We start from the raw sequence: 22,755 nt of genomic DNA on the forward strand, positions 1-22,755 counted from the left end.
TGGAGACTCTCTTAACCTCTTGCCTCAATTACCAGATAATATCTTGCTGCATCCGCTTTGAGGTTTTTAGAAAAAGGATGCTCAAATGTATGCTAAAACGAGTAAAAACTTACAGCATGCACTCAACAATTTGAATTACACCTTCAATTCTTGTTTAGAATGTTCATTGGCAGATTCAACAAAGAGCTTTTGGCTAACTTTTCCGATACCATAACCTACCAATGCACCAGCTACTGCAGATACAACAAATACCACAATAGCAGCAACAATAGGAGTTAAAGCAGCAGCACCTGCAAGATATGCTATGCCTAATCCTAACAGTAAGCCAGCGGAAGCGGTTATAATATGTAACTTACTACCTTTTGTACTATGTGGGTTATGTGGTTGCACATTTGATATAGAGGAAACTTCTTTTTTTTCGTTTATAAATTTAACTATGTCTAAGTGACCATTTCCAGCAGCTAAATGTAAAGCAGTGCCGCCGTTAGCGTTTGCTTTATTAACATCAGCCCCTTTCTTTACAAGGTATTTAACTATGTCTAAATGGCCACCAAAAGCAGCATAATGTAAAATAGTGCCGCCGTTAGCGTTTGCTTTATTAACATCAACCTTTTTTTCGCCTACAAAATATTTAACTATGTCTAAGTGGCCATTTAAAGCAGCTAAATGTAAAGCAGTGCAGCCGTAATTATTTGCTATATTAACATCAGCCCCTTTCTTTACAAGGTATTTAACTGTATCTAAGTGGCCATTTAAAGCAGCAAAATGTAAAGCAGTGTGGCCGTTAATATTTGCTTTATTAACATTAACCCCTTTATCTATAAGGTCTCTAACTGTATCTAAATGGCCGTTGTAAGCAGCGCAATGTAAAGCAGTTTCGTTGTTAACATTTGCTTGATTAACGTCAACCCCTTTTTCATCTATAAGGTATCTAACTGTATCTAGGTGGCCATTGTAAGCAGCCCAATGTAAAGCAGTTTTGCCGTTAATATTTGCTTGATTAAAATCAACCCCTTTTTCATCTACAAGGTATTTAACTGTATCTGAGTAGCCATTTGAAGCAACTACAACAATGTAAGCATTTCACGACTCTGACAATTGTTTATGGTGAACGATACATTGAACAGGTAGTTTTCATCAAAGCTTTCCTTTTCCCACTCCTCATGTATACCTTGATGTTGTTTTTGTAATTTTGCCTTTATTTGGTCAAGTATAGTACCCTTATTTGAGTTATTGGGCTCTAATGTATTTAGTACCTGCTTCCACTGTTCTAATGTTAAAGACATAGCTACCTCTATCCTAGAATATAATTTAACCATAAATATTTTAGTGGAGAAAGTCAAGGTTCATATATTCTTATACTTTACGTAGTAATCCGCTAGAATTTAATTAAGTAACACACTGAATAATTAGTGTCACAAAGAATTGGACTATTTATTCCTTCAAAAATCTAAAAAAGTCCATATATTTACTAGAACTTGTTGGTGAAAATAGAAGTTTGAAGTTGTGGCAAAGTTAAGCAAATTGGTTCGTGTCTAGATGTGGTAGAAGTAGGGTAATCAAGATAAATTCCATAATTAAGCTAGCTGTATAGACTTCTTAAATTACTAAATCTACATTTGCATACCTTGTTTTTTCGCTACAGACTCTACATGTACATCACTTCCTAGGGACTGAGATATATCTTCTTCATTCATAGTTTGTATTGCTGCTTTTCTCAAATTTTTTAAGTCCTCATTACTTAAATACTCAGCAATCTGTAAATGAGCAGAACCTCCCTTACTCAAGCCATCAAAGTGTTTAATGACTATTTCACCTATATTTAAAGCTTCTACTCTTTGTTTTGCTGTTTTGAATAAATAGTCTAGATCATTGCCGTATATAGGAAATTTATTGTGATAGTCACTTCTTTCTAATACTTTGGTGAATTGTTCATTCCGCATATAGCATGCTAGCTTATCAATACTACTGCTTAGCAAAATACTGTAAAACGTCACATCTCCAGCAACTTTTTCTTCTTTCATTTTTTTCACTTCATTTAGACATTTATCCCAATATTCCGAAATTTTTCTATGTTCTATTAGATAATCTGGCTTTTGTGCCTCAGAACCCTTTAGCTTAATTTCATGTGCTATTAAAAACTCTGCTATATCTAATTCATCTAATAGAGCAGCCAAATGTAAAGCTGTTAAGTCATTGTTATTTGTTTGATCAACATCAACCTTTCTTTGCTCTACTAGGTATTTAACTACATCTAAGTGGCCATTTGAAGCGGCCCAATGTAAAGCAGTATCACCATGGTTATCTACTTGATTAACATCAATATTTCTTTGTTCTACTAGGTATTTAACTGTATCTAAACGGCCATTTAAAGCAGCAACGTGTAAAGCAGTAAAGCCATAGTTATCTACTTGATTAACATCAACACTTTTTTGTTCTACTAGATATTTAATTGTATTTAATTGGTTATTTTTAGCGGCAAAATGTAAAGCTGTTAAGCCATCGTTATTTGTTCGATTAATATCAGCTCCTTTTTGTTCTACAAGATATTGAACTGTATCTAACTGACCATTTTCAGCAGCCCAATGTAAAGCAGTGCGGCCGTATCTGTTCGCTTTATTGATATCAACATTTTTTTGTTCTACAAGGCATTTAATTGTATCTAAGTGGCCATATGCAACAAAGTACATCTCATATCAATTTGGTAGTGTAGTGTATGCAACAATACGTTGAACAGGTGGTTCACATCAAAGCCTTTTCGTTTCCACTTTTGATATGTGTCAAAGCATTGCTCTTTTAATTTCGCTTTTATCTGTTCAAGTACATCGCCTGGGTTATTGTTGAATTCTACTGCATTTAATATTTCTTTCCACTGTTCCAGCGTTAAAGCCATATCTTCCTCTATTAAAGTCTATGGAGTCTTAATACCATACATTTTTAAAATAAGAAAATTGTAAGTTGAGTAGGTAGGTGTTCCAATTAATATAATACAACAAGCAACCGACTTACAGGATCTTCAGGCTATTTGAAAGACCATATTTTTGGGAAGCTTCTGTTAAGAGTTCAATGTATTATCAAAAATAATAATAAGAAGTACAATCAGTAGTGTTATAAAAAAGACCATCATAAAAACCTCCTTCTTTCACACTTACCTAGTTCTGATGGTACAAGATTGCGCCTCGTACCTTAGCCACTTAATACACCATCACTAGAAAGCTGTCAATCCATAATAAAATAACTAATTTTACAAGTTAAAATGTATATCTCGAAAATAAGCACCCAAATAGGTCTTCTCACTATATTAGCCCATTAAAACCAAACTTTTCTGCTATTTCTCTCCATAATGCTAAACTTACAATTTTGAAAAAATTTGTTGCATATCACAATATTTGTGCTATAGATAATGAGTTTACATAATTTAGTAATGATTATTGTAAAGTTAAAGAACTATTGTTATTTTTTGGAGGATTTATGGGTCAAGGCCAGTCTAGAGGAGGAAATATAGCAGGAACATCGGCGATAGCAGGGGCAATAATTGCAACAGTGGGATTACCAGTGATTGGAGGAGTGGTAGGAGTCGTAGGGGTAGTGGTAGGAGCAACGATAGCTGGATTCGATTCTGGATATCGTCATGTAGAGGTTGTGAGTGCGGAAGAGAGAGTACGAAGAGACACCCATACCTTTCAGGTTATTCACGTGCGCGTGTAACACAACAGTATAGAAGGATGTATCAAATAGACTTTTGTCGAGAACAACAGGAAGCATATTTGCACTTGTCACAATTCGTATCAAATAATTTTCAGGATGCATCAATTCAACCAGTAAAACAAAGCCTCTATTCGCCTTCTTTTGAGGAACTAGGAATTAAAATGGATGGTAAGTGTACTGCTGTTACTCGTGGATTTTCCCAGGGTTTGTTTCTTAATCAACACAAATTACTTTCGAATAACACCTCAGCAAGGCTTTATGAACATGTAGCTCAAGGTAAGCAGGTATCTAAAAAAGAAGCTTTAGCTTTTAGTAAATTGTTTGATGGTTTCAAACAACAGTTAGATTCTCGTATGAGCAGTCTACCTTCAAACTTAATTTGCACTAAGGGCTATAAAACGCTTGGTGATCTATCGAATTATATAACTGGAGTTAAGGGTGATTTTGCTATTCACTTAGTAACAAATAATCACGTTGTTGCAATTTATAGAACAGGTGATAATTATGCTTATTTCGATTGTAATACAGCGTTTGTTTCCGGATTAAAAAGCGTTGACCAGCTTATGCAAGTTGTAAAAAAAGGGGTAAAGTCTGCTAAACATAAAGTAGGGAAAAAAGGCTTTCTTGTTGAGCACTTTGATGTTGATAGAGCTAACAGTCAATTATCCAGTAAAGGAAATGAACTGACTGCCAGTGATGGTCAGCAAAAAAGTCAATCATTAGAAGCTACTGATAAAGCAAACAATAATCCTGTGTCTTATTTGAATGGTATCACGATAAGTGATCAACTAGAAAGGTCTATAAACCATTAGTCTGTTTCTTTCTAAGTAACAAATGCTTCGTCTACAGAAAGACTGGTTGTTTTTGAGATAATATCAATAAAAACACCAGTCTTAAGTAGGTTTTATTAGCTTCAATTTTTTCCTTTTAGGATTTATGTTTTTGGGTAAGTATTGCTACCTGATGTGTTTTTTGTATCTGATCAGCCAGTGGCGTCAGCTTAAGAGCCTACGTCAGCAAACTCGCCTAAAGCCATGATGGCGCTTGGAATGCTCTACCTTATCGCAACTATAGAGAGAACACAATCACTGGCATTTTTACTTAAGTTGACACCATTGGCTGAATAGATACCGAAAAAGTTGAAGATGTGAAACAATCTGCTATCCAATTTTTTGTGAATACAGTACGGTAAAACGTTCCCAAAAGTCTATATAGGACAATTTCTTCAAAAATTCTTTAAGCTGTTAACCTAACACCGCTATAAAGTTTCAAATACTTCTGCGCTATATTAACATGGAAGCAAAATACCTCCTCACTATAGGTAGAGACCTTTACGTTTAAATCCTTTCCATTGGCAATTTAACTGTGCCTGCAACTTCACGTAAGACTCGTAATGGATTAACTCCTGGAATATCTGTAAGATATGTTGCACCACACTCCCCATCAATCTCAAGCTTACCTTCATCATCTCCATAACCAGCAAGTATTTTTTTCTTTACTTCCTCAATTTGGCTTGCTTTACTATAATTCATGTATATAAGAGCACCTATAGTTACCACTATTGCAGCAGCTAGCAGACCAGTAAATACAGGATTAGTCATTGCAAGTGCATATAATCCTTTAACTCCTGCCACCATACCAGCATAAGATGACTGTGCTGTTGTATTAACAAAACCTGCATAAGCTGGACTAGTAAAGTAAGCAGCTGTGAGTGCTGCAACTGAAATTGTACCAACAATAACTGCAGTTGTTTTTAATGGATGGTGACACACATATTGCCAATTTGCATCAATAATCCCCTTAATCGTATTCGAAAACCCTTCATCAGAACCTTTGTATCCTTTTTTCCAAGCTCTAGTAAAAGAATCTTGCCCTAAAACATCCACTGGCACACTCTACTCCTAAGATAGAATATTAAAACTTTATTCAAAAGGTAGTGTATAGTAAAAAAACAACCTGTCAAGCGGGTGAATCCACTAACATAGCCTATATTCTATAACTTAGTACTTCATCCTCCGTATACAAATTTAAATCCTCCATCTTCATATACCTTTCCACTAAGTGATTTTACTATGGGATTAACAAATTTAGTACTTGGTGAAAGGATATCTTTAGTAGTAAGAGGTTTGACGTTTTTATTCAAGTCATTTTTAACTTGACTTTCCACATTAGCAATATTCTTGACAACTTTCTTGTCCTTTTCTGGACTGTTGCTGCACCAAAATTGAAGACAAATTAGTAGCGGCAACCATATTAGCTGCTTCTCTCACACACTTGACTTCATCTTGTTTACTAAATAGATCTAGTTCATTAACTGCAGAACACGATTCATTTTGAATATTGCCATCAAATAAAAACTCCCTGAACTTTTCTGGATAACAAATGGTTAATGTTACAAGTGCTATACTTACTACGGTAGAACCTATTGGAGTAACAAACCCAAGTAGGTATGGGAATAAAAGCACAACGATAATATATCTTGCTAAACAATTTAATCTTGCAAAAAATAACAATTTAGGATGTTCAGAACGAAGTCTATTGTAAGACTTGCTAAGTGTTTCTTGGCTATATACAACTCTGATATTAAACAAATGGTGATCAGTTTTTAACCTTGGCTCATCAACATTAATCAATTCATTCACGCTATGGTAATAAGCTTGGCACTTAGTAACCTCTTTGTTAATATCGGTTATCCATTTTACAATTTTACAAAGATTAGTATCCTGGTAAGTATTGCCTTGACAGTATTTTCTTACTAATTCTTCGCGTTTTAATTCCTTTAAATCATTTTTGAAATTGATAATTTTCCCCCGCTTTTCTTCATTACCTATTTCATCAGGATAAATTGCATTTAGCGTTGTTAACAAATGGCTATCACCTTCTTTCTTTAGCAAGAATGGAGAAAACAACTTATCTAGTGCGTTAATATAAATTTTATTTTGAAAAAGATCTACTATTTTTTCCATACACTCAGAATGGTTGGAAATATAGTAAGACTTGCTTTTGCAATCTTGATGAGTGTCTTCAGCTGCTTCAAAAGCTTTATAAAGGATTTTTTCAGACCTTAATACGGTCTCAAGGCTATAGTTTTTTATTATATGAGCATATGTTAATACATTTTGTCCATCGTTTTTTTCATTCAAAGTACATGATTTAACCATAAAAATTACATAATCGAAAGCAAACCATATGTAGTAAACAGCTTTGAATATGATACTCGTAGCAAAAAAAATTCCCCTGTTCATAAGGGATAATTTTCCATTGTTTTTTATCCTATCCTCACACGAGCAAAGATATTTTTCTGCACTTTTTAAAATCTCACGTAAATCCTTTTCTGTCTTTTTAGTGTCAAAATCATTTATATCATGCACTTTTTCATATGCTTTACTTACTTTATCTTCACAGAAGTCCTTTAATTTTTGTGCATCAATGTTTCCCAATGCATCTATATTTTCACTAATATAAGCCTCTATTTTTTCTCCGAGCTCAACTCCCATTCTACTCTTTATTAGCTTATTATATCTGTTGGCAGCAGGAAATAAAAGCTTCTTACAGAAATCCCGCGGTGCATTGTTTAACTTTGCTAAAACCTTGTTTATAAACAGTTCAGCTCCTTTGCCTGCAGCTGCAAAAAACCACGGTTGCCTACTAACATTGAATTCTCTATTTCTTCCAAGATTTTGTAGAACTTCAGCTGGGTTATTAAACTGACTAGTCGAATCTACAAATATCGATGCAATATGATTATACTCACTATCAAATCCACGACCTTTTGATCCATCCACAATTGTTGTTAACGCATGCTTAGCTAATGCATTTAAGTCACTCTGATCATAACTACAATAGTCAGCCTTACACTTATCTTTGCCAGGCGTAATTTCATAGTCGTATAATCTAAAAAAAGGTCTCCCCTCATCAATACCAAGATTATTTTTCCCCATTCTTGCAAAAATACATTTATTTTTTTCACAGAAATCGTTGAGATCATGTAATGTACCGTTTTCCTTTTCTATCAGATCATGTAACTCTTTACTTAAGTGCCAGTTATCCACTATCAGCCTATATTGCTTATCGTTACTTCGAGCTAATGCCTTAATAGTTGTCTTTATTTGTGGTAAAAGTTTGTCTATAGCAAATTGCTCACTAAACCCCCTTTCCTTTAAAAAATTTATAATGTGATTGCTAGAAGTGATAGCATTACTTCTCACATCTTTTACTAACTCATCTAGGTTATCTCTTCTTTGTTTATCCAAAGCAATATTGTCGTGCTTTGTTAAATATGATAACGTAAGGTCGATTATTGAATGCATTACTCTGTACTTTAAATATTTAGCGGTATTACTAAAATCCACTTTTTCTTTTAACTCAGATATCTGCTCTTGTGTTAGACCTGGGTGTTGCTTTTTGATGCAGTTTATAAAGTTTGATTGACGTAACTGGAGTCTGTAATCTCGGTACAGTGCTCCCTCAGGTTTAAATTTATCGTAAACTTTATAACGAGTATATATTTTACCATCTTCACGTACTAAATTATCATTAAGATGCTCATATATTTTATTACCTTTACTTACTGATCTACCATTGCCTTGTAACGCAAAATTAAGATTTATTATACTATCTATATCATCTACTAAAATTAGAGCGTTTTCTCCAATCGGGCTTTGTATATTCCACCTTACCGATGTTAACAAGTCATCAGTATCAACAAGTTTATTATAGTTAAAAATCTCCTCGCACTCTTCAACATATCCATGTGCTGGACTAGATTTTTCTTTATCAACTAAATTGGCTAGATTAGCGGCAAATCTTGAGAATAATGCCTTTACCCCTACACCAGTAATCTTTCCAATCAAAAACAAGAGCGGTATTATTATTACAACATGAAAAATAAGCGAAGAAACTATATCTGCTAAGAAGAAAATCAAGAAAGAATTCAACCAATGATTTGTAATAAGACCAATTTTTGTAGTCCATGCAATAACATGATTCCTTACAACAGGAAATAACGTATACAAAGATACAGAATAAACGGCAACATTGATTACTAACGCCTGAATAAATTTTTCTTTTCTATTAGTCTTTGTAATAACACCCTCTGTTCTAACAACGTTTGCGATGCAACGTCTGCTTGATCTAATAGGGCTGATAATTTTTCTACATCTGTTTAAAATTCTTCTTTTTGGTGTTGCAGTTAGGTAAGTTGTAGGATATTCCTCATCAAGTTCGCATACATTGTCAAAATCTTGTTTCCTGTTAATGCTGTCTGCTTCATCAATACTTACCCACAATTTAGGTTTTTCACCATTTCGACCTTTAAATTTCCGATCGTTCTCTTGTCGTAAAAGTAGATCATGCGTTACTATAATTGTTGTAGGCTCAGCAGTTCTCAGCGTATCTTTAATTTCCTGCATAGTTTTGGGTGTCTTAATATCTACAGTAAATGCACTACCTATCATCTCTTTAGCTTGATTAACCAAATTATCACTAGGTACTGCAATAAGGTGATGGAATCCTGCTTGAGTCAATACATAACTCCACAATCCTATGTCATAAGTCTTGCCAAACCCAGTCTCTGCATCAATCATAATATTGCAATTAGTGGTGGAAGAATTTTTCAAATGCTTTAACGTTCCTTCAACAGCAGGTTTGCGACGTTTCACTATTATAGATTCTTTTTTGTTATTGAAGTTTACACGTTCGCCTTGTAACTTGCGGTTAACTTCCTCTAAGTGACTTATAATATTTTGTTTTTCTTGACTGCTGATAGAGCTCATATATTACCTGCTATAGACATGCTAACGCTTATAATACATCAACTTGGTGAACTATCAATAGTGTTTGCTCAGGCAATGGGTCTTTAGCCTGTTTTTCACCTTCCGCTATGCCTTCGTGTTTACTTTCTTATCGTGCAACATCTATAAATTCTTTAATAATCATACACAATTCTGAGAAAATATTCAAATTTTTTACATTTTAAAACTTTAAGGAATGTTAAAGAAAAAATGAACGCCAGAGACAACTCTACAATCGCATTTGAGGCTTTGGGTGTACTTTGCACTCCACGAAACATTCTGAAAGCCTCACTGTACTTACTTTGGTTGTCAAGCACTACTGCCATACTATGAAGAGTCAATAAAGTATTGGGATGGTCAGGTCCTAACACATCTCTTCTTTTTTCAAACACTTCCTGAAAGGCTTCCAAAGTATCTGGATGATCAGAACCTAAAACGCCTTTTCTTTCATCAAGTGTATGTTGAAAGATTCTCGATGCTTCTTCGTATTTACCTCGCTTATTAAGCATTTCTCCTATGTTATTTTGAGATGTTATTGCTGAAATCACCAGCCTCTCAGTGGATGAAATAAAACAACTCCAAAAAGAAATTGCTTAATGCCCATGCGCTCTATTCAGATGCTCGTCCACTGTCACGCCACTTAAACCAGATACAGGTCCACCAGTTTTTGTTTCTGACTGACTAACACTAGTAAGAGCAACAGTAGCAAGTACGTGATTAACCGCTCCTTTAGCCAACTCTGATAAAGATTGTTTTAGCCTACGTGTTTTCTCTGCTTCTTCAATTTCACGTCTTGAACCTATAAAAGGAATTACTTTAGTTGCTTGCACTACTTCTTCCATATTCTGACCATTCTTTAAACTATCAAGATAATCCCTAGCTGTCATACTCACTTCTTTTCTATCTAGGTGCTCTTGAAATTTTTTGCTGCTTAGATTCATATCAGCGCTGATAAGTAATGGTACACCACCCTCCATCCTAATTTTAGTGCCAAAATCGTATAACTGTACTCTGGATATCTCTTGACCATTAATCTTAATAAGACCAAATTTCCTATCTTGCTCCGCTAAAAGTTGACGTTCTGTTTTTATTTCTTTTGCTAAAATTTGTTTGTCTTCATTGGATAACTGACTGTTAGCTTTAGCAACGTCAAAGTGTTCAACAAGAAAGCCTTTTTCGCTCATTTCATAGCCAGCAGACTTTATTCCTTTTTCTACAACCTTCATAAGCTGTTCAACATTTTTTATCTCAGAAACAAACGCTGCATTGCTGTCAAAATAAGCATAGCTGTCACCAACTCTATAAATTGCAACAACGTGATTATTTGTTACTAAATGAATAGCAAAGTCACCTTTAATTCCGGCTATATAACTCGAAAGCTCACTGAATGTCTTATAACCCTGAGTATGAATTAATTTTGAAGGTAAACTGTTTGTAGCAGAATCTTGTTGTCCTTCAAAGTTATTAAGTAACCTACTTAAGGCAAAAGCTTCCCTTTCTTCCCTTTTAGATATCTGCTTACCCTGTGCTATACGCTCATAAATTTTAGCTGAAGTTTTTAAATTACTTAAAAATGATTTACCACTCTGTGATAATAAAGCCTGAGATAACCCACGAGTGATAGCAACACACTTACCATCAATTTTAACGTTCCTTTCTTCAAAAGAAGGCCAATATAGACCTTGTTTTACTCGTATTACATTCGCGTTAGAAATACTATGCAAAAACTTTTCTTGTTGCGCTTTGTTAGAGTTTGTTGATTGTATAGGACATTTATCGTCCTGACTTTGCAATTTCCTTTGGCTCCTTATACTCATGTTCTCTCTTACTATTTCAATATTCCTGCTAGTTATCAAAGTACTAGGGTGATCAGAACCTAACTCCTCCTTTTGAATAATTAGTATTTCCTGTAAGATCTTTAAAGCCTCATCATTTATCCCCAATGCGTTGACAAGCACTACTGCAATACTGTGACGAATACCTAAAACACAGTAATCTCGAGAACCTAAACGGTTTTTTGCTTTTTCCAATAATGTATTCAGGATGTCTAAAGATTCATACGGTCGATCTACGTAAGAACGCAATACGCTATTAACCTTTTCAATTACCTCGTCCCTATATTCTCTATCCGTTGACTGTACTTCTTTTGGCTTGCTACTTGACGAAGCCGCTCTTGGTTTGTAATTATCACTATTTTGTTCCCTTTGTCTTTTCTGTCTCCCTAATACTACATCAATGTTACGGTTAGTTAATAAAGTATCAGGATGGTTCAGACCTAATTTAGCCTTTTGAATGTCAAGTACTTCCCGAAAAATTCTTAAAGCCTTACTATATTTATTTTGCTCGAAAAGCACTGCTGCCATATTATGACGAGTACTTAAAGTATCGGGATGATTAGGACCTAAAACATCTCTTCTCTTTTCAAACACTGTCTGATATATTTCCAGAGCTTCACTGTACTTACCTTGGTTTTTCAGCACTACTGCTATACCATGACGAGTCCTTAAAGTATCAGGATGATCAGGACCTAAAACATCTCTTCTCTTTTCAAACACTGTCTGATATATTTCCAGAGCCTTACTGTATTTACCTTGTTTTTCAAGCACTCCTGCCATATTATCACGAGTCATTAAAGTACCAGGATGATTAGGACCTAAAACATCTCTTCTTTTTTCAAGTACTTCCTGATAAAGGTTAAATGCCTCACTGTATTTACCTTGATCATCAAGTGTGCTTGCCATATTATGACGAGTCATTAAAGTATCAGGATGATTAGGACCTAAAACATCTTTTCTCTTTTGAATATCAAACACTGTCTGATATATTTCCAGAGCCTCACTGTATTTACCTTGTTTTTCAAGCACTACTGCCATATTATGACGAGTATCTAAAGTATCGGGATGATCAGGACCTAGAACATCTTTTCTTTTTTCAAATACTTCCCGATAAAGGTTAAATGCCTCACTGTATTTACCTTGTTTGGAAAGCACTACTGCCATATTATGACGAACCATTAAAGCATAAGGATGGTTAGGACCTAAAACATCTTTTCTCTTTTGAATATCAAACACTGTCTGATATATTTCCAGAGCCTCACTGTATTTACCTTGTTTTTCAAGCACTACTGCCATATTATGACGAGTATCTAAAGTATCAGAATGGTTAGGACCTAAAACAACTTTTTGAATATCAAGGGCTTCTTGATAGGCTTGCTGAGCTTTATTATATTTACCCTGTTCACTAAGCATCTTAGCCGTACTAAATAACAGGTATCCAACTATTTCTCTGTGCCCCTCTTGCTTAGCAAAGTCCACAGGCGTTATACCGTAATCATCTTCAGTGCCAATATCAGCCCCTTTCTTAAGACACTCTCGAACCTTACTGAGATTACCTTCTTCTACAGCATCAAATAATTCTTGATCGATTTCTCTCATTTTTATTACCGTATTATGTAAATTTTACTATAAGTAACACAGATATTTTTGGTATGCAACAACTTTTTTTTCGTAAAAAATTAATTATTATAGACAGCGATGCTACAAAGCCATCCCGAGGAAACTACTAGGATCATAGACTCAACCTTAATCGGCGGTAATTATCAGCTATTGTTAATAGCTTATTCTATCTCTCCAGTGTGAGATCTTTTAGATGAGTTTCATGGTTATCATCCGTTTCCTCTGATAGCCGGGTTTCTGCCTGTTGCTTTGATACTATCTCAATATTACAGCTAGTTAATACAGTACTAGGATGACCAGGCCCCAACTTAACCTTCTCAATGTTGAGTATCTCCTGAAGAATTCTTAGAGTCTCACTATAGTTACCTTGTTTGTAAAGTACTGCTGCCATATTGTGGTAAGTTATTAAAGCATCGGGATGATCAGGTCCTAACTTGACCTTTTGAGTATTAAACACCTCTGTAAAAACTTGTAAAGCTTCACTATATTTACCTTGGCTATATAATATTTCAGCCATTTTACCTTTAAGATGTGTAGCTACATCTATATGCCTCTTTTCTCTAGCAACACACAAAGGTTTACCATCCTCTAACATTAACATCAGCTCCTTTATTAAAAAACCTTTGAACTATCAAGATTATAGATTGACTATAATTTTTAATTAACTTCTCTCATAAAACAATTCCACTCCATGAATTGCATACTTTATATAATTAGCAATGCAACAAGACCTGCCTGTTAATCTCCACTGCCACTAGAACATAAAGAGTTCAGTAACTGATTACGCGACATTGGCTGTACCTCATCTAGTTGACTGCCTGGATACGTAGTTTGATCATTGGCAGCATCTCGAGTCCATTGTTGGCCAGCACTTACTTTTTGTAAGACTTCTGTAGCATTTTGTATAACACTCCTTATAAATTGGGTGTATTGAGCTTTGACTTTTTCTATTTCTCTTGATTCATTTTGACTTTCTTTTTTTAAGCTCATTAATTCAGTTTGACACCTACCTTCCATTTTCTTTATTCTCTTTTGAATTTCCTCTATTTCCCGTGCTCTGCTCTGTCTTTCCTCCTCTAACCTTTCTTCTATTTCTCTTGCTCTATTTTGACTATCTGTTAATTCTCTAGCTATATTTTGATTCTCCTCCCTTAATGCTGTTATTTCAGTTTGATAACTTTCTTCCGTTTCTCTTATCTGGTTTATACCTTCTTCTTTGAACTCTTCTTCTAGATATCTTTTTTCTGGTAAAGTAAAGATATCTTCTATATACCGGGTCCTAAAATTTCTTCTACGTAAATCACGTTTAGTAAATCTTGAAAACCTAACTTGAGTTTCTACATCATCGTCACCAACGCTACCTATACTTAAGTGAAGTTCATTAAGATGTGAAAGGGTAGCCAAAGCCTCTTTACCTTTGTCACTGATTTTGCTGAAATGTAAATAAAGTTTTGTAAGGTTTGAAAGATTGCCATTGGCTAAGGCCTCTGCTCCTTTATCACCTATACTGTTATCTGATAAATAAAGTTCAGTAAGTTGTGTAAGATTTCCATTAGCCAAGGCTTCTGCTCCTTTATCACCTATACTATTATATGATAAATAAAGCTCAGTAAGGTTTAAAAGACTGCCATTAGCTAAAGTCTCTGCTCCTTTGTCACCTATACTATTATACCTTAAATTAAGTTTAGTAAGGCTCAAAATATTACCATTAGCTAAAGCTTTTATGCCTTCGTCACTAATATTATTTTTACTTAAGTAAAGTTCAGTAAGTTGTGTAAGATTTCCATTAGCTAAGGCTTCCACACCTTTGTCACCTATACTATTCCACCCTAAACTAAGTGAAGTAAGATTTGAAAGTTTAGCTAAAGCTTCTGCTCCTTTATTACTAATATTATTCCATCCTAAGCTAAGTGCAGTAAGATGTGTGAGCCCGACTAAGGTTTCAGCGCTTTTGTTACCGATTTTGGTACTTTCTAGATTAAGTGTAGTGAGATGTGTGAGCTTAGCTAAGGCTTCCACACCTTTATTACCAATATTGTTCCACCCCAAACCAAGTGAAGTAAGATATGTAAGCTTAGCTAAGGCTTCTACACCTTTGTCACCTATACCATTATGTGATAAATAAAGCTCAGTAAGGTTTAAAAGATTTCCATTAGCTAAAGCCTCTGCACCTTTGTTACTAATTTCATTACCTACTAAATTAAGCGAAGTAAGATGTGTAAGCTCGGCTAATCTTTTTGCACCTTCATCATCAATTCCTGCTCGTTCTAAACTAAGCCTTATAATGTGTGTATTATTTTGTAAAAAATTTACCAGCTCGTTTACATTGATTTTTACATATAATACTTCTAAAGCGTCACCTTTTACGTACTGATTAAAATTCACTTTACCCCCCAATTAACATAGGTATAACGTAGTTAGCGTTTCAGCAACTGTCAATTGCTTTGTTGTATAAGAATTTACGAGAACTTCATATTAATGTTTTTTATATCACCTACACTATTCTTTTTAGATTATGCTAGAGCTCTATTTTAAAACCCTCTAAAAGAATCGCATATAGTTGTAATGGTAATTTCGTGCAGAAAAAAAATTTGTTGCATGCCAAAAATATCTGTGCTACGTATACTGAAATTTACATAATTTAATAACAATTTTATAGCGTAAAGAAAGACTAGTATCATAGGAGGGTTTATGAGAGAAGTTGATAGGAAATTGTTCAACGCTATAAAGTAAGGTAATCTTGATAGGGTTAAAGAATGTCTTAGTAGAGGGGCTGATATTCTTACTAAGGATGATTCTGGCAAACAACCTATACATGTTGCTGCAATTACAGGCAATACAGATATTATAGAGTTTCTTTTAAGCAGTGGTGCGAGCGATGATACTGATAAAGAAGGACGTACATCACTGTATCACGCCGCATCATTAAGTAACTTGGAAGTTGTAAAGTTTCTTGTCGATAAAGGTGCTAGTATTAATGCTAAAGACAGGTTTGGTTGGACACCTTTACATTCCGCTGCTGTCTCCAATACAGGAAATATAGCTAAGCTTCTTATAGATATGGGTGCTGATATTAACGCTAAAAATGATGATAATAAAACACCTTTTGAGTTAGCATGTAAGAATGGTAAAACAGAAGTAGCTAGTTTTCTTGCAACGGTACAAGATAATCGCCATAGAACAGCACTTCACTATGCTGCCCAAGAAGGGAATTTAAAGTTAGTTGGGCTTCTCATAGAAAAAGGAGCTGATGTTAATGCAAAGGATAATGAAGGTAAAACACCTTTAGATCTTGCAAAAGCAAATCATATAGAAATAGTTAGCTTGTTAGAGGAAAGTATGAGAAAAGAGAAAGAGGAAATCTTGTCAACAGATACTCGTAGTCGACGTAGTGTTGAGGATGACAATATCATGATAAAAAATAATCAAGCTACAAGTAGAGGGAGTAAGCCATCTTTATGGATAAATGGTTTATTTGGTTGGGCAAAAGGTTCTATAGGTGAGTTGTTTGGGTTTCAAGCTGTTGTACCTGAAAAATTAGGGAACTCTAGAGAACAAAGTTTGCCTGGTATATCACAACATAATAAGACAGTTAAAACTAGTAATGCTGGTAGCTTTCTAAATAGTGAAAATGTTGCTCTTGTTGTTTGTATGAGAGATGTTCTAGATGCTTTAGATGACGCTCCAAGTAAACGTTATCAAAAGTTAACAAGTCAAGGGATTGAGGTTATACCAAATACCAGTGTTGCGGTTCAGTTTGCTCTTAAGAAATTTAATTCATTTGTAAAAGATGAAATAAGCAATTTGGGTTCAAAAGAAAAAGCTATAGTACGTGCTGAGCTAAAAAGAGCATATCCGAAAATAAAAGACAGCTTAAGAAGAGGAGTTGAATTTAGTGGTAATGTTGGATTGGATAATGTTCTAAAAGAATGTAAAAAATGTTTCTGTAAAAATGTGTTTGGAGAAGACAAAGTGTCAACTTGTTTTTCTAATGTAGAAGTAGGTGGCTTTGGAAATAATCTTAATAGGTAGGTAAGAAACAAAAATGCTAATTAAATGCTCTATCAATTTGGTAAAGTTACTGCTGGTGTAGCTCGATCCCTACTTAACAATTAGCCTTTGCTGGAAGAAATTACCCGGTAGTTTACTATATTCAGTAGAACTAAAATCAATATCCCTTCTTCGTATCAAAACAAATATTGGCGTGTATTTTTGTATTAACTAAGCTATAATAAACTAAAAATTCATACAGACAAATTTTGACTCTCACGTGTTTAAGAAGTGTAATAATGAAACTCTATTGATATTTAAGGGGAAGATATGGCTTTAACGCTGGAACAGTGGAAAGAAATACTAAATGCGATAGAATTCAACAACAACCCAGGTGATGTACTTGAACAGGTAAAAGCAAAATTAAAAGAACAATGCTTTGACACATATCAAAAGTGGAAACGAAAAGGCTTTGATGTGAACCACCTATTCAACGTATTGTTGAATACACTACATTACCAAATTGATATTAGATGTACTTTGTTGCATATGGCTGCTTTGAATGGCCACTTAGATACAGTTAAATACCTTGTAGACAAAGAAAATGTTGATATCAATAAAGCAAATAATGACGGCAACACTGCTTTACATTATGCTACTCTCACAAGCTGCTTAGACATAGTTAAATACCTTGTAGAAAAAGGGGCTGATGTTAATATAATAAATAATAACGGCAACACTGCTTCACATTTAGCTGCTCAAATTAGTGAATTAGATGTAGCAAAGTTTCTAATAGCACATGAAATTAAACTAAAGGGTTCTAAGGCACAAAAGCCAGGTTACCTAACAAAGCATAGAGAAATTTCTGAATATTGGGATAAATGTCTAAATGAAGTGAAAAAAATGAAAGAAGAAAAGATCGATCAGGGTATAACATTTTATGACGTTTTAATAAGCAAAGACAATAAATTAGCATCTTACATAAAGAATAAAAACATAAAAAAAAGGCTAGAAACAGGAAATTATCAAACAGAATTTCCTATATATGCTAGTAAAATACAAAGTCAGTATAAGAAAGGAAAAGACAGAGCAATTTTATTAGATAAGGGTGAGGACAGCATTATAAAAATTGTTAATATTGGTTGTGGAAAGCATTTACCTGAAGTAAGTAGTGTCAGTGAAAAAATAGTTAGATACCTAACAAATGATGATATAGAAAATTTAAACAAAGCAACAGAGAATTTACCTAAAGGAATAAAGAGAAAAGCTTTATTTGAAGAAGATAAAAGCAGCGCTAAATATTTTGCTGTTTCCAAAGCAGAGAGATGCAGTAGTAGTCTGAGCGACACAAAGGTAGAAAGTTTATGCCAAGCTCGATCAATGGAAAACTAAGGAATTAATTGTCTTATGTTGTATAGCTGCTTATGAAGGATGTGAGTGTAGTTGAATGTTTCTTGCCTACCGTAATACTGTTTAAAACTTTAACAAATAGGGCTTTTATTCTGGAAGGTAATTTAAAGGAAAGAAGGTCTTAGCACACTGTTAAACAAATCTCTTTAGGTGTAAAAAGCTGAACACAGCTACCAAAGGTATAAAATACTAGACCCTTAATAGATAACCACTTGCTGGTATAAGAAATAAAGGGATTATTTGAGTAAGCAACTCTACTTATGTCAACTTTCTTACATCTCATATGCTTGTGCCCATGAATATATTGATTAATTTTTTCCTGACAATGATTTGCATCTTTTAAAATAGATTTAGAAAATATTGACATCTATATTTAATTGTGATAAGATTACAATGGCTTAGTTTATAAAACAAAAATTCACAAAATTCTATCACAGCGTGTGAAAGTTGGAGTTTAAAGATAATTAAAGCAAAAGTACTCTTGAAGAAAAGATATCTTGAGTTATTTTTCTGCTATATTTTTACACAGTTTATCAAATTCTGCTGTCAACTTTATCAATGGAATAACAACCGCCTTGTCGTATAAAAAATCTTGAAAATACTTATTGTTATCTAGTTTATCGTCTATCGAATACTCAGTAATTTTATTACCAAAATATAAAAAAGTAGAGCATTGAAAAAAATTTTCTTTATTTTCATAAAGGCCCGTAGGAAACACGGTATTACTTTAGTATAGGGTGTAGAAACATCTCTCCACTCATTATGTCTGAGGTAAAACTACCTTTTAAAGTATCACACTATTGTCAAAAGAATTTTCACTAAGGAATTAATCTAACATTTATTAAAAGGAGAAAAAAATATGCACGCTGAGCAAACTTTATTTGAAAAAGCAGCAGAAGTGAAAGCGGAGCTACTCTCAAGAATAAACTTGTGTTTGTCTTATCTACTACCAAATGGCACTTTCCGTAACGGGGTATTCTATGTTGGTAACATCAGGGGAGATAAGGGAAAAAGCTTGGTAGTAGAAACAAGAGGTGAAAAAGCAGGATTATGGCATGACTTTGCGACTGAAGATAAAGGTGACATCATCGATCTTTGGGCAGCGGTACATGGGAAAAGTACAAGGACAGAGTTTCCTCAGGTTATAAATTCAATAGGAGAATGGCTTGGCAGACAGCACCCCAAAGGGAAAAAGAGCATCAGAGAGCTAGAACAATACCTAACTTGTAGTTGGAGTTATCTAGATGAAAATAATCAGGTTATTGCTAAAGTTTATCGCTATGATCCACCTGAAGGAAAAGAATATCGCCCTTTTGATGTCAAAGAACAGAGATTTAAAGAACCAGATGTGAGGCCACTTTATAATATTCCAGGTATTCTAAAGTCTGAAAAGGTTATGCTTGTAGAAGGGGAAAAGTGTGCAGAAGCGCTTATACAACAAGGAATTACTGCAACAACAGCAATGTTTGGAGCAAAAGCACCAGTTGAAAAAACTGATTGGTCACCACTAAAAGGTAAACATATTATTATTTGGCCAGATAACGATGAAGCAGGAAGTAGATATGCTGAAAATGCTAAAAAGAAGCTTTTGGAACTAGGAGTTACCTCACTTGTTACGCTCAGAATTCCACAGGATAAACCAAAAGGTTGGGATGCTGCTGATTGTATACTAGAGGGAGTAAATGTTGAAGAATTTATTCTTAAAAATAAAACTCCCAGAAAGTCAAAGACAATTGATACCACAACTTGGACCAACACTCCTCCAGAAAGAAAGTGGATTATTAAGGACTGGCTACCTGTGGGAAGTGTTACAGCTCTTTATGGTGATGGTGGTGTTGGAAAATCTCTCCTTGCTCAACAATTAATAACAGCCGCTGGTATTGGCAAATCTTGGCTTGGTATAGATATTGAACAGATAAAAACATATGGTGTGTTTTGTGAGGATGAGGAGGAAGAGCTTTGGCGTAGGCAATGTGCAATACATAAACTATATCAATTGGACATGGAATCTTCTGATTTTCATGACAATGTTCGCTTGTCATCTCGAGTATGGAAAAATAATGTACTGATGGTTTTTAATAACAAAGATATAGGTCAATTAACTCCTTACTTTCAAGAACTACTTGAGGATATCGAATCATTTCAGCCAAAACTAGTAATTTTAGATACAGCAGCAGATCTATTCGGAGGTAATGAAAATAATCGTTCCCATGTGAGACAATTTATTCAAAACTGCTGTGGTCGAATAGCAGAAGTAATAAAAGGAGCTGTGCTGTTGTGTGCTCATCCTTCTGACTCAGGAATAGTACGAAAAACAGGTACAGGAGGTTCAACAGCATGGAATAATTCTGTTCGATCTAGATGGTATTTATCAAGACCAGAAAAAGCTGGTACTAGCCCTAATGATCGTGTTCTTAGTCGAATGAAAGCTAATTATTCTGCATCTGTACAAGATAAAATTTTGTTTTATTGGCAAGACGGATCATTTATGCAGCATGGTATAAACTTTGATCCAGGAAGAGTAGTAAGAGATAATTATAGTCGAAAACTTGATTTAGAACGGTCAAGAAGACATGACATTATTTTAGAGTTAATTGCTAATGAGGCATATAAAGGTGAAATTTATACTGCTGCACACTTTGCCAAGTGCTTTGAAGGGAAGTTAGGTCTTGGAAGCGAACGTAGTATTCGTGAAAGGATAAGCCATCTTGCAGCCCTTGGATATATTAAATTCTTTAAAGAAGCTATTGGATATAAATCATCAAACACTAAATCAAAGTATGGTTATTTATGTGTGAAAGACATGGAGTTAAAAGTTTCTGAAGATAATTATGTATTGGTAAAACCAGATTATTATATTTCAGCAAATGAAGGGGTACCACTACCAGTTGAAAATCCAGATATTTGGGTTGTACATAATGCTATAAAAGAAGATGGCAAACTCAAGAATTCGCCATCTTGCCATCTTAAGATTAATAAAAATGCAAGGAAATCAACAGTTTAAGAAAATAGTAAGTTGGCAAGATGGCAAAAAGTTGCCATCTTAACAGCATGGCTAAAGTCCTCTTCTATGGCTGACTTAGGCAAGTTGGCAAGATGGCACAAAGCTATATATATAAATATATACTATGTTATTACTCATAGTATATATTAGTAGTTGAGTGGAAGAACTGCCAACTTAAAATCTCTTCAACAGATGTGATAAAATTGGAGACGTAAAATAATAAATGTAAATCTTTGTCTCCATTATATGCTTAAAACTTGATCTTTTAAGAAAAGGCTAGAAAACCTCTTTTTAAGCTGGGTAAGATTTTTAGGATAGAAAAACGCCTATAACATACCTTAAAATTTTATTAAGAGGCACTCTTAGTGCTTACACTGTCACGGAGTAAAATTACATTTAAGTTTAATAGCTTTTTTATGCTCCTTAAAAGAAAAATTTTTAGATTTAAAGAGGTTTTGTAAGATAAGTTGCCTGTATGAACCAAAAATGTTATTATTGTGATTATTAATTTTAAGTTAACTATGGCCTATACAAGAGAACAATTAAACGAAGCAATTCAAGCGAAAAATGGTTTTGTAAAAGAATGTTTTGAACTTGGCCCAGCAATGGTATTTATGCTAGTACTATCTTTAGGAACAGCAGTAGGAACAGTAACAGGAATTGCAGCTGGTATAGGAACTCTTACAGGTTTAGCTCTAAGTTATGTTAATTTATCACCTTTCATTGCAGGTGGAATCATTGGTTCTGTTATACCGTTAGTATTGTTTGTAATCGATGCTTGTTATAGTTTCAGACCATGGTTATCAAATAAAGAAGTCATGTCCTCAAAGCATCAACAAATTTTAACAGAATATTACAATAGCACTGAGTATAAAGTTAAGAGTTGTGTCAGGCATATTGCTAATATTGCTGTGTCCTTTGGAATCGGAGCAGGACTAGTTGCTCTTGGACTTACATCACCTGCAGCTATATGTGCCGTAACTCTGGTAGCAGCTTTAGCTGTTTTGTATCTTTTAGGTTTTGTGATCGATAAGGTAATTGAGTGCTTCTTTCCAGATGGAAGTGGTAAACAGCCAGATAGCTTAGTTAGTAGTACGAAAGTTGATAATGCTGATAAAAGCCATAGTCCTAAGCAACCACAGCCTTGTTAGGGCATCTATACAGGAACAATGGACCTGAATTTTACAGTATGTGAAAGAGAATGCAAAAGTAGTAAAACAGCTACACAAGTTAAGATTGAAAGGACTGTAAAGAAAACCTTAAAAAATACGTTTTTAAGTAGGTAGTCGCTCAACCAGAGAACGTTTCTTTTTTGAGATCACAAAGGGGCTCTAAAAGGTAAGAAAAGGGTACTAAAATAGGATTTCCGGTTTTTGGGATTTCGGGATTTTTGGCA

At 34.4% G+C, this 22,755-nt stretch carries 16 protein-coding genes and 2 pseudogenes; 6 read left to right on the forward strand and 12 right to left on the reverse strand.

Translation table 11 applies throughout. The annotated features are described in order from the left end of the window. Window positions 1-135: 135 nt before the first annotated feature. The 5 genes and pseudogenes from HF196_RS05945 to HF196_RS04905 all read right to left on the reverse strand — a co-directional run bounded on the left by HF196_RS05945 (window position 136) and on the right by HF196_RS04905 (window position 2,893). Window positions 136-390, reverse strand: a complete 255-nt coding sequence (locus tag HF196_RS05945; protein WP_246198544.1) for a hypothetical protein — start codon at window positions 388-390, stop codon at window positions 136-138. Window positions 391-423: 33 nt separating this feature from the next. Continuing rightward, a pseudogene (locus HF196_RS06120) lies at window positions 424-1,074 on the reverse strand (ankyrin repeat domain-containing protein); the annotation flags it as partial. After that, a complete protein-coding gene (locus HF196_RS04895; protein ID WP_168456062.1) occupies window positions 1,065-1,286 on the reverse strand; it encodes a hypothetical protein in 222 nt (73 codons plus the stop codon). The gene HF196_RS04895 and the pseudogene HF196_RS06120, both read right to left, overlap by 10 nt. A gap of 327 nt (window positions 1,287-1,613) precedes the next feature. Beyond that, window positions 1,614-2,690, reverse strand: a complete 1,077-nt coding sequence (locus HF196_RS04900) for an ankyrin repeat domain-containing protein (RefSeq protein WP_168456063.1) — start codon at window positions 2,688-2,690, stop codon at window positions 1,614-1,616. Next, window positions 2,663-2,893, reverse strand: coding sequence for a hypothetical protein (locus HF196_RS04905; RefSeq protein ID WP_168456064.1), 231 nt, complete (start codon window positions 2,891-2,893; stop codon window positions 2,663-2,665). The genes HF196_RS04900 and HF196_RS04905 overlap by 28 nt, the downstream gene beginning before the upstream one ends. A gap of 578 nt (window positions 2,894-3,471) precedes the next feature. Between HF196_RS04905 and HF196_RS04910 the strand changes: the two genes are divergently transcribed. Together HF196_RS04910 and HF196_RS04915 are read left to right on the forward strand one after the other, a co-directional pair. Then, a complete protein-coding gene (locus tag HF196_RS04910) occupies window positions 3,472-3,708 on the forward strand; it encodes a hypothetical protein (protein ID WP_168456065.1) in 237 nt (78 codons plus the stop codon). 17 nt (window positions 3,709-3,725) lie between these two features. Continuing rightward, on the forward strand, window positions 3,726-4,520 hold the full coding sequence (locus tag HF196_RS04915) for a hypothetical protein (RefSeq protein ID WP_168456066.1): 795 nt from the start codon (window positions 3,726-3,728) through the stop codon (window positions 4,518-4,520). A 525-nt stretch (window positions 4,521-5,045) separates the two neighbouring features. Here the strand turns inward: HF196_RS04915 and HF196_RS04920 are convergent. The 6 genes from HF196_RS04920 to HF196_RS04945 form a co-directional block, all read right to left on the reverse strand. Further along, entirely contained in the window at window positions 5,046-5,594 is a 549-nt protein-coding gene (locus HF196_RS04920) for a hypothetical protein (protein WP_168456067.1), read from the reverse strand. Between the two features lie 282 nt (window positions 5,595-5,876). Then, complete coding sequence (locus tag HF196_RS04925) at window positions 5,877-9,482, reverse strand: DEAD/DEAH box helicase family protein (RefSeq protein WP_168456068.1); 3,606 nt, start codon at window positions 9,480-9,482, stop codon at window positions 5,877-5,879. 152 nt (window positions 9,483-9,634) lie between these two features. Continuing rightward, a complete protein-coding gene (locus HF196_RS04930) occupies window positions 9,635-10,048 on the reverse strand; it encodes a tetratricopeptide repeat protein (protein WP_168456069.1) in 414 nt (137 codons plus the stop codon). A 45-nt stretch (window positions 10,049-10,093) separates the two neighbouring features. Further along, a complete protein-coding gene (locus HF196_RS04935) occupies window positions 10,094-12,934 on the reverse strand; it encodes a tetratricopeptide repeat protein (RefSeq protein ID WP_168456070.1) in 2,841 nt (946 codons plus the stop codon). A 187-nt stretch (window positions 12,935-13,121) separates the two neighbouring features. After that, the gene (locus HF196_RS04940; RefSeq protein ID WP_168456071.1) at window positions 13,122-13,550 is read right to left on the reverse strand and encodes a tetratricopeptide repeat protein; all 429 of its coding nucleotides are present in this window, start codon (window positions 13,548-13,550) and stop codon (window positions 13,122-13,124) included. Between the two features lie 143 nt (window positions 13,551-13,693). Continuing rightward, window positions 13,694-15,340, reverse strand: a complete 1,647-nt coding sequence (locus HF196_RS04945) for a leucine-rich repeat domain-containing protein (RefSeq protein ID WP_168456072.1) — start codon at window positions 15,338-15,340, stop codon at window positions 13,694-13,696. Between the two features lie 360 nt (window positions 15,341-15,700). Here HF196_RS04945 and HF196_RS05950 point away from each other — a divergent pair. Together HF196_RS05950 and HF196_RS04955 are read left to right on the forward strand one after the other, a co-directional pair. Continuing rightward, window positions 15,701-16,987, forward strand: a pseudogene (locus tag HF196_RS05950) (ankyrin repeat domain-containing protein); the annotation flags it as partial. Window positions 16,988-17,275: 288 nt separating this feature from the next. Continuing rightward, entirely contained in the window at window positions 17,276-18,337 is a 1,062-nt protein-coding gene (locus HF196_RS04955) for an ankyrin repeat domain-containing protein (RefSeq protein ID WP_168456073.1), read from the forward strand. Window positions 18,338-18,857: 520 nt separating this feature from the next. On the opposite strand, the gene HF196_RS04960 is transcribed toward HF196_RS04955, so the two are convergent. Beyond that, complete coding sequence (locus HF196_RS04960) at window positions 18,858-19,073, reverse strand: hypothetical protein (RefSeq protein WP_168456074.1); 216 nt, start codon at window positions 19,071-19,073, stop codon at window positions 18,858-18,860. A gap of 141 nt (window positions 19,074-19,214) precedes the next feature. Between HF196_RS04960 and HF196_RS04965 the strand changes: the two genes are divergently transcribed. Together HF196_RS04965 and HF196_RS04970 are read left to right on the forward strand one after the other, a co-directional pair. After that, window positions 19,215-21,359 (forward strand): AAA family ATPase, encoded by a 2,145-nt coding sequence (locus tag HF196_RS04965; RefSeq protein ID WP_168456075.1) that lies wholly within the window; start codon window positions 19,215-19,217, stop codon window positions 21,357-21,359. A 521-nt stretch (window positions 21,360-21,880) separates the two neighbouring features. Then, window positions 21,881-22,510, forward strand: a complete 630-nt coding sequence (locus tag HF196_RS04970; RefSeq protein WP_168456076.1) for a hypothetical protein — start codon at window positions 21,881-21,883, stop codon at window positions 22,508-22,510. Window positions 22,511-22,755: the final 245 nt, after the last annotated feature.

Origin of the sequence: Wolbachia endosymbiont of Ctenocephalides felis wCfeJ (assembly GCF_012277315.1) — a bacterium.
Taxonomy (GTDB): Bacteria; Pseudomonadota; Alphaproteobacteria; order Rickettsiales; family Anaplasmataceae; genus Wolbachia.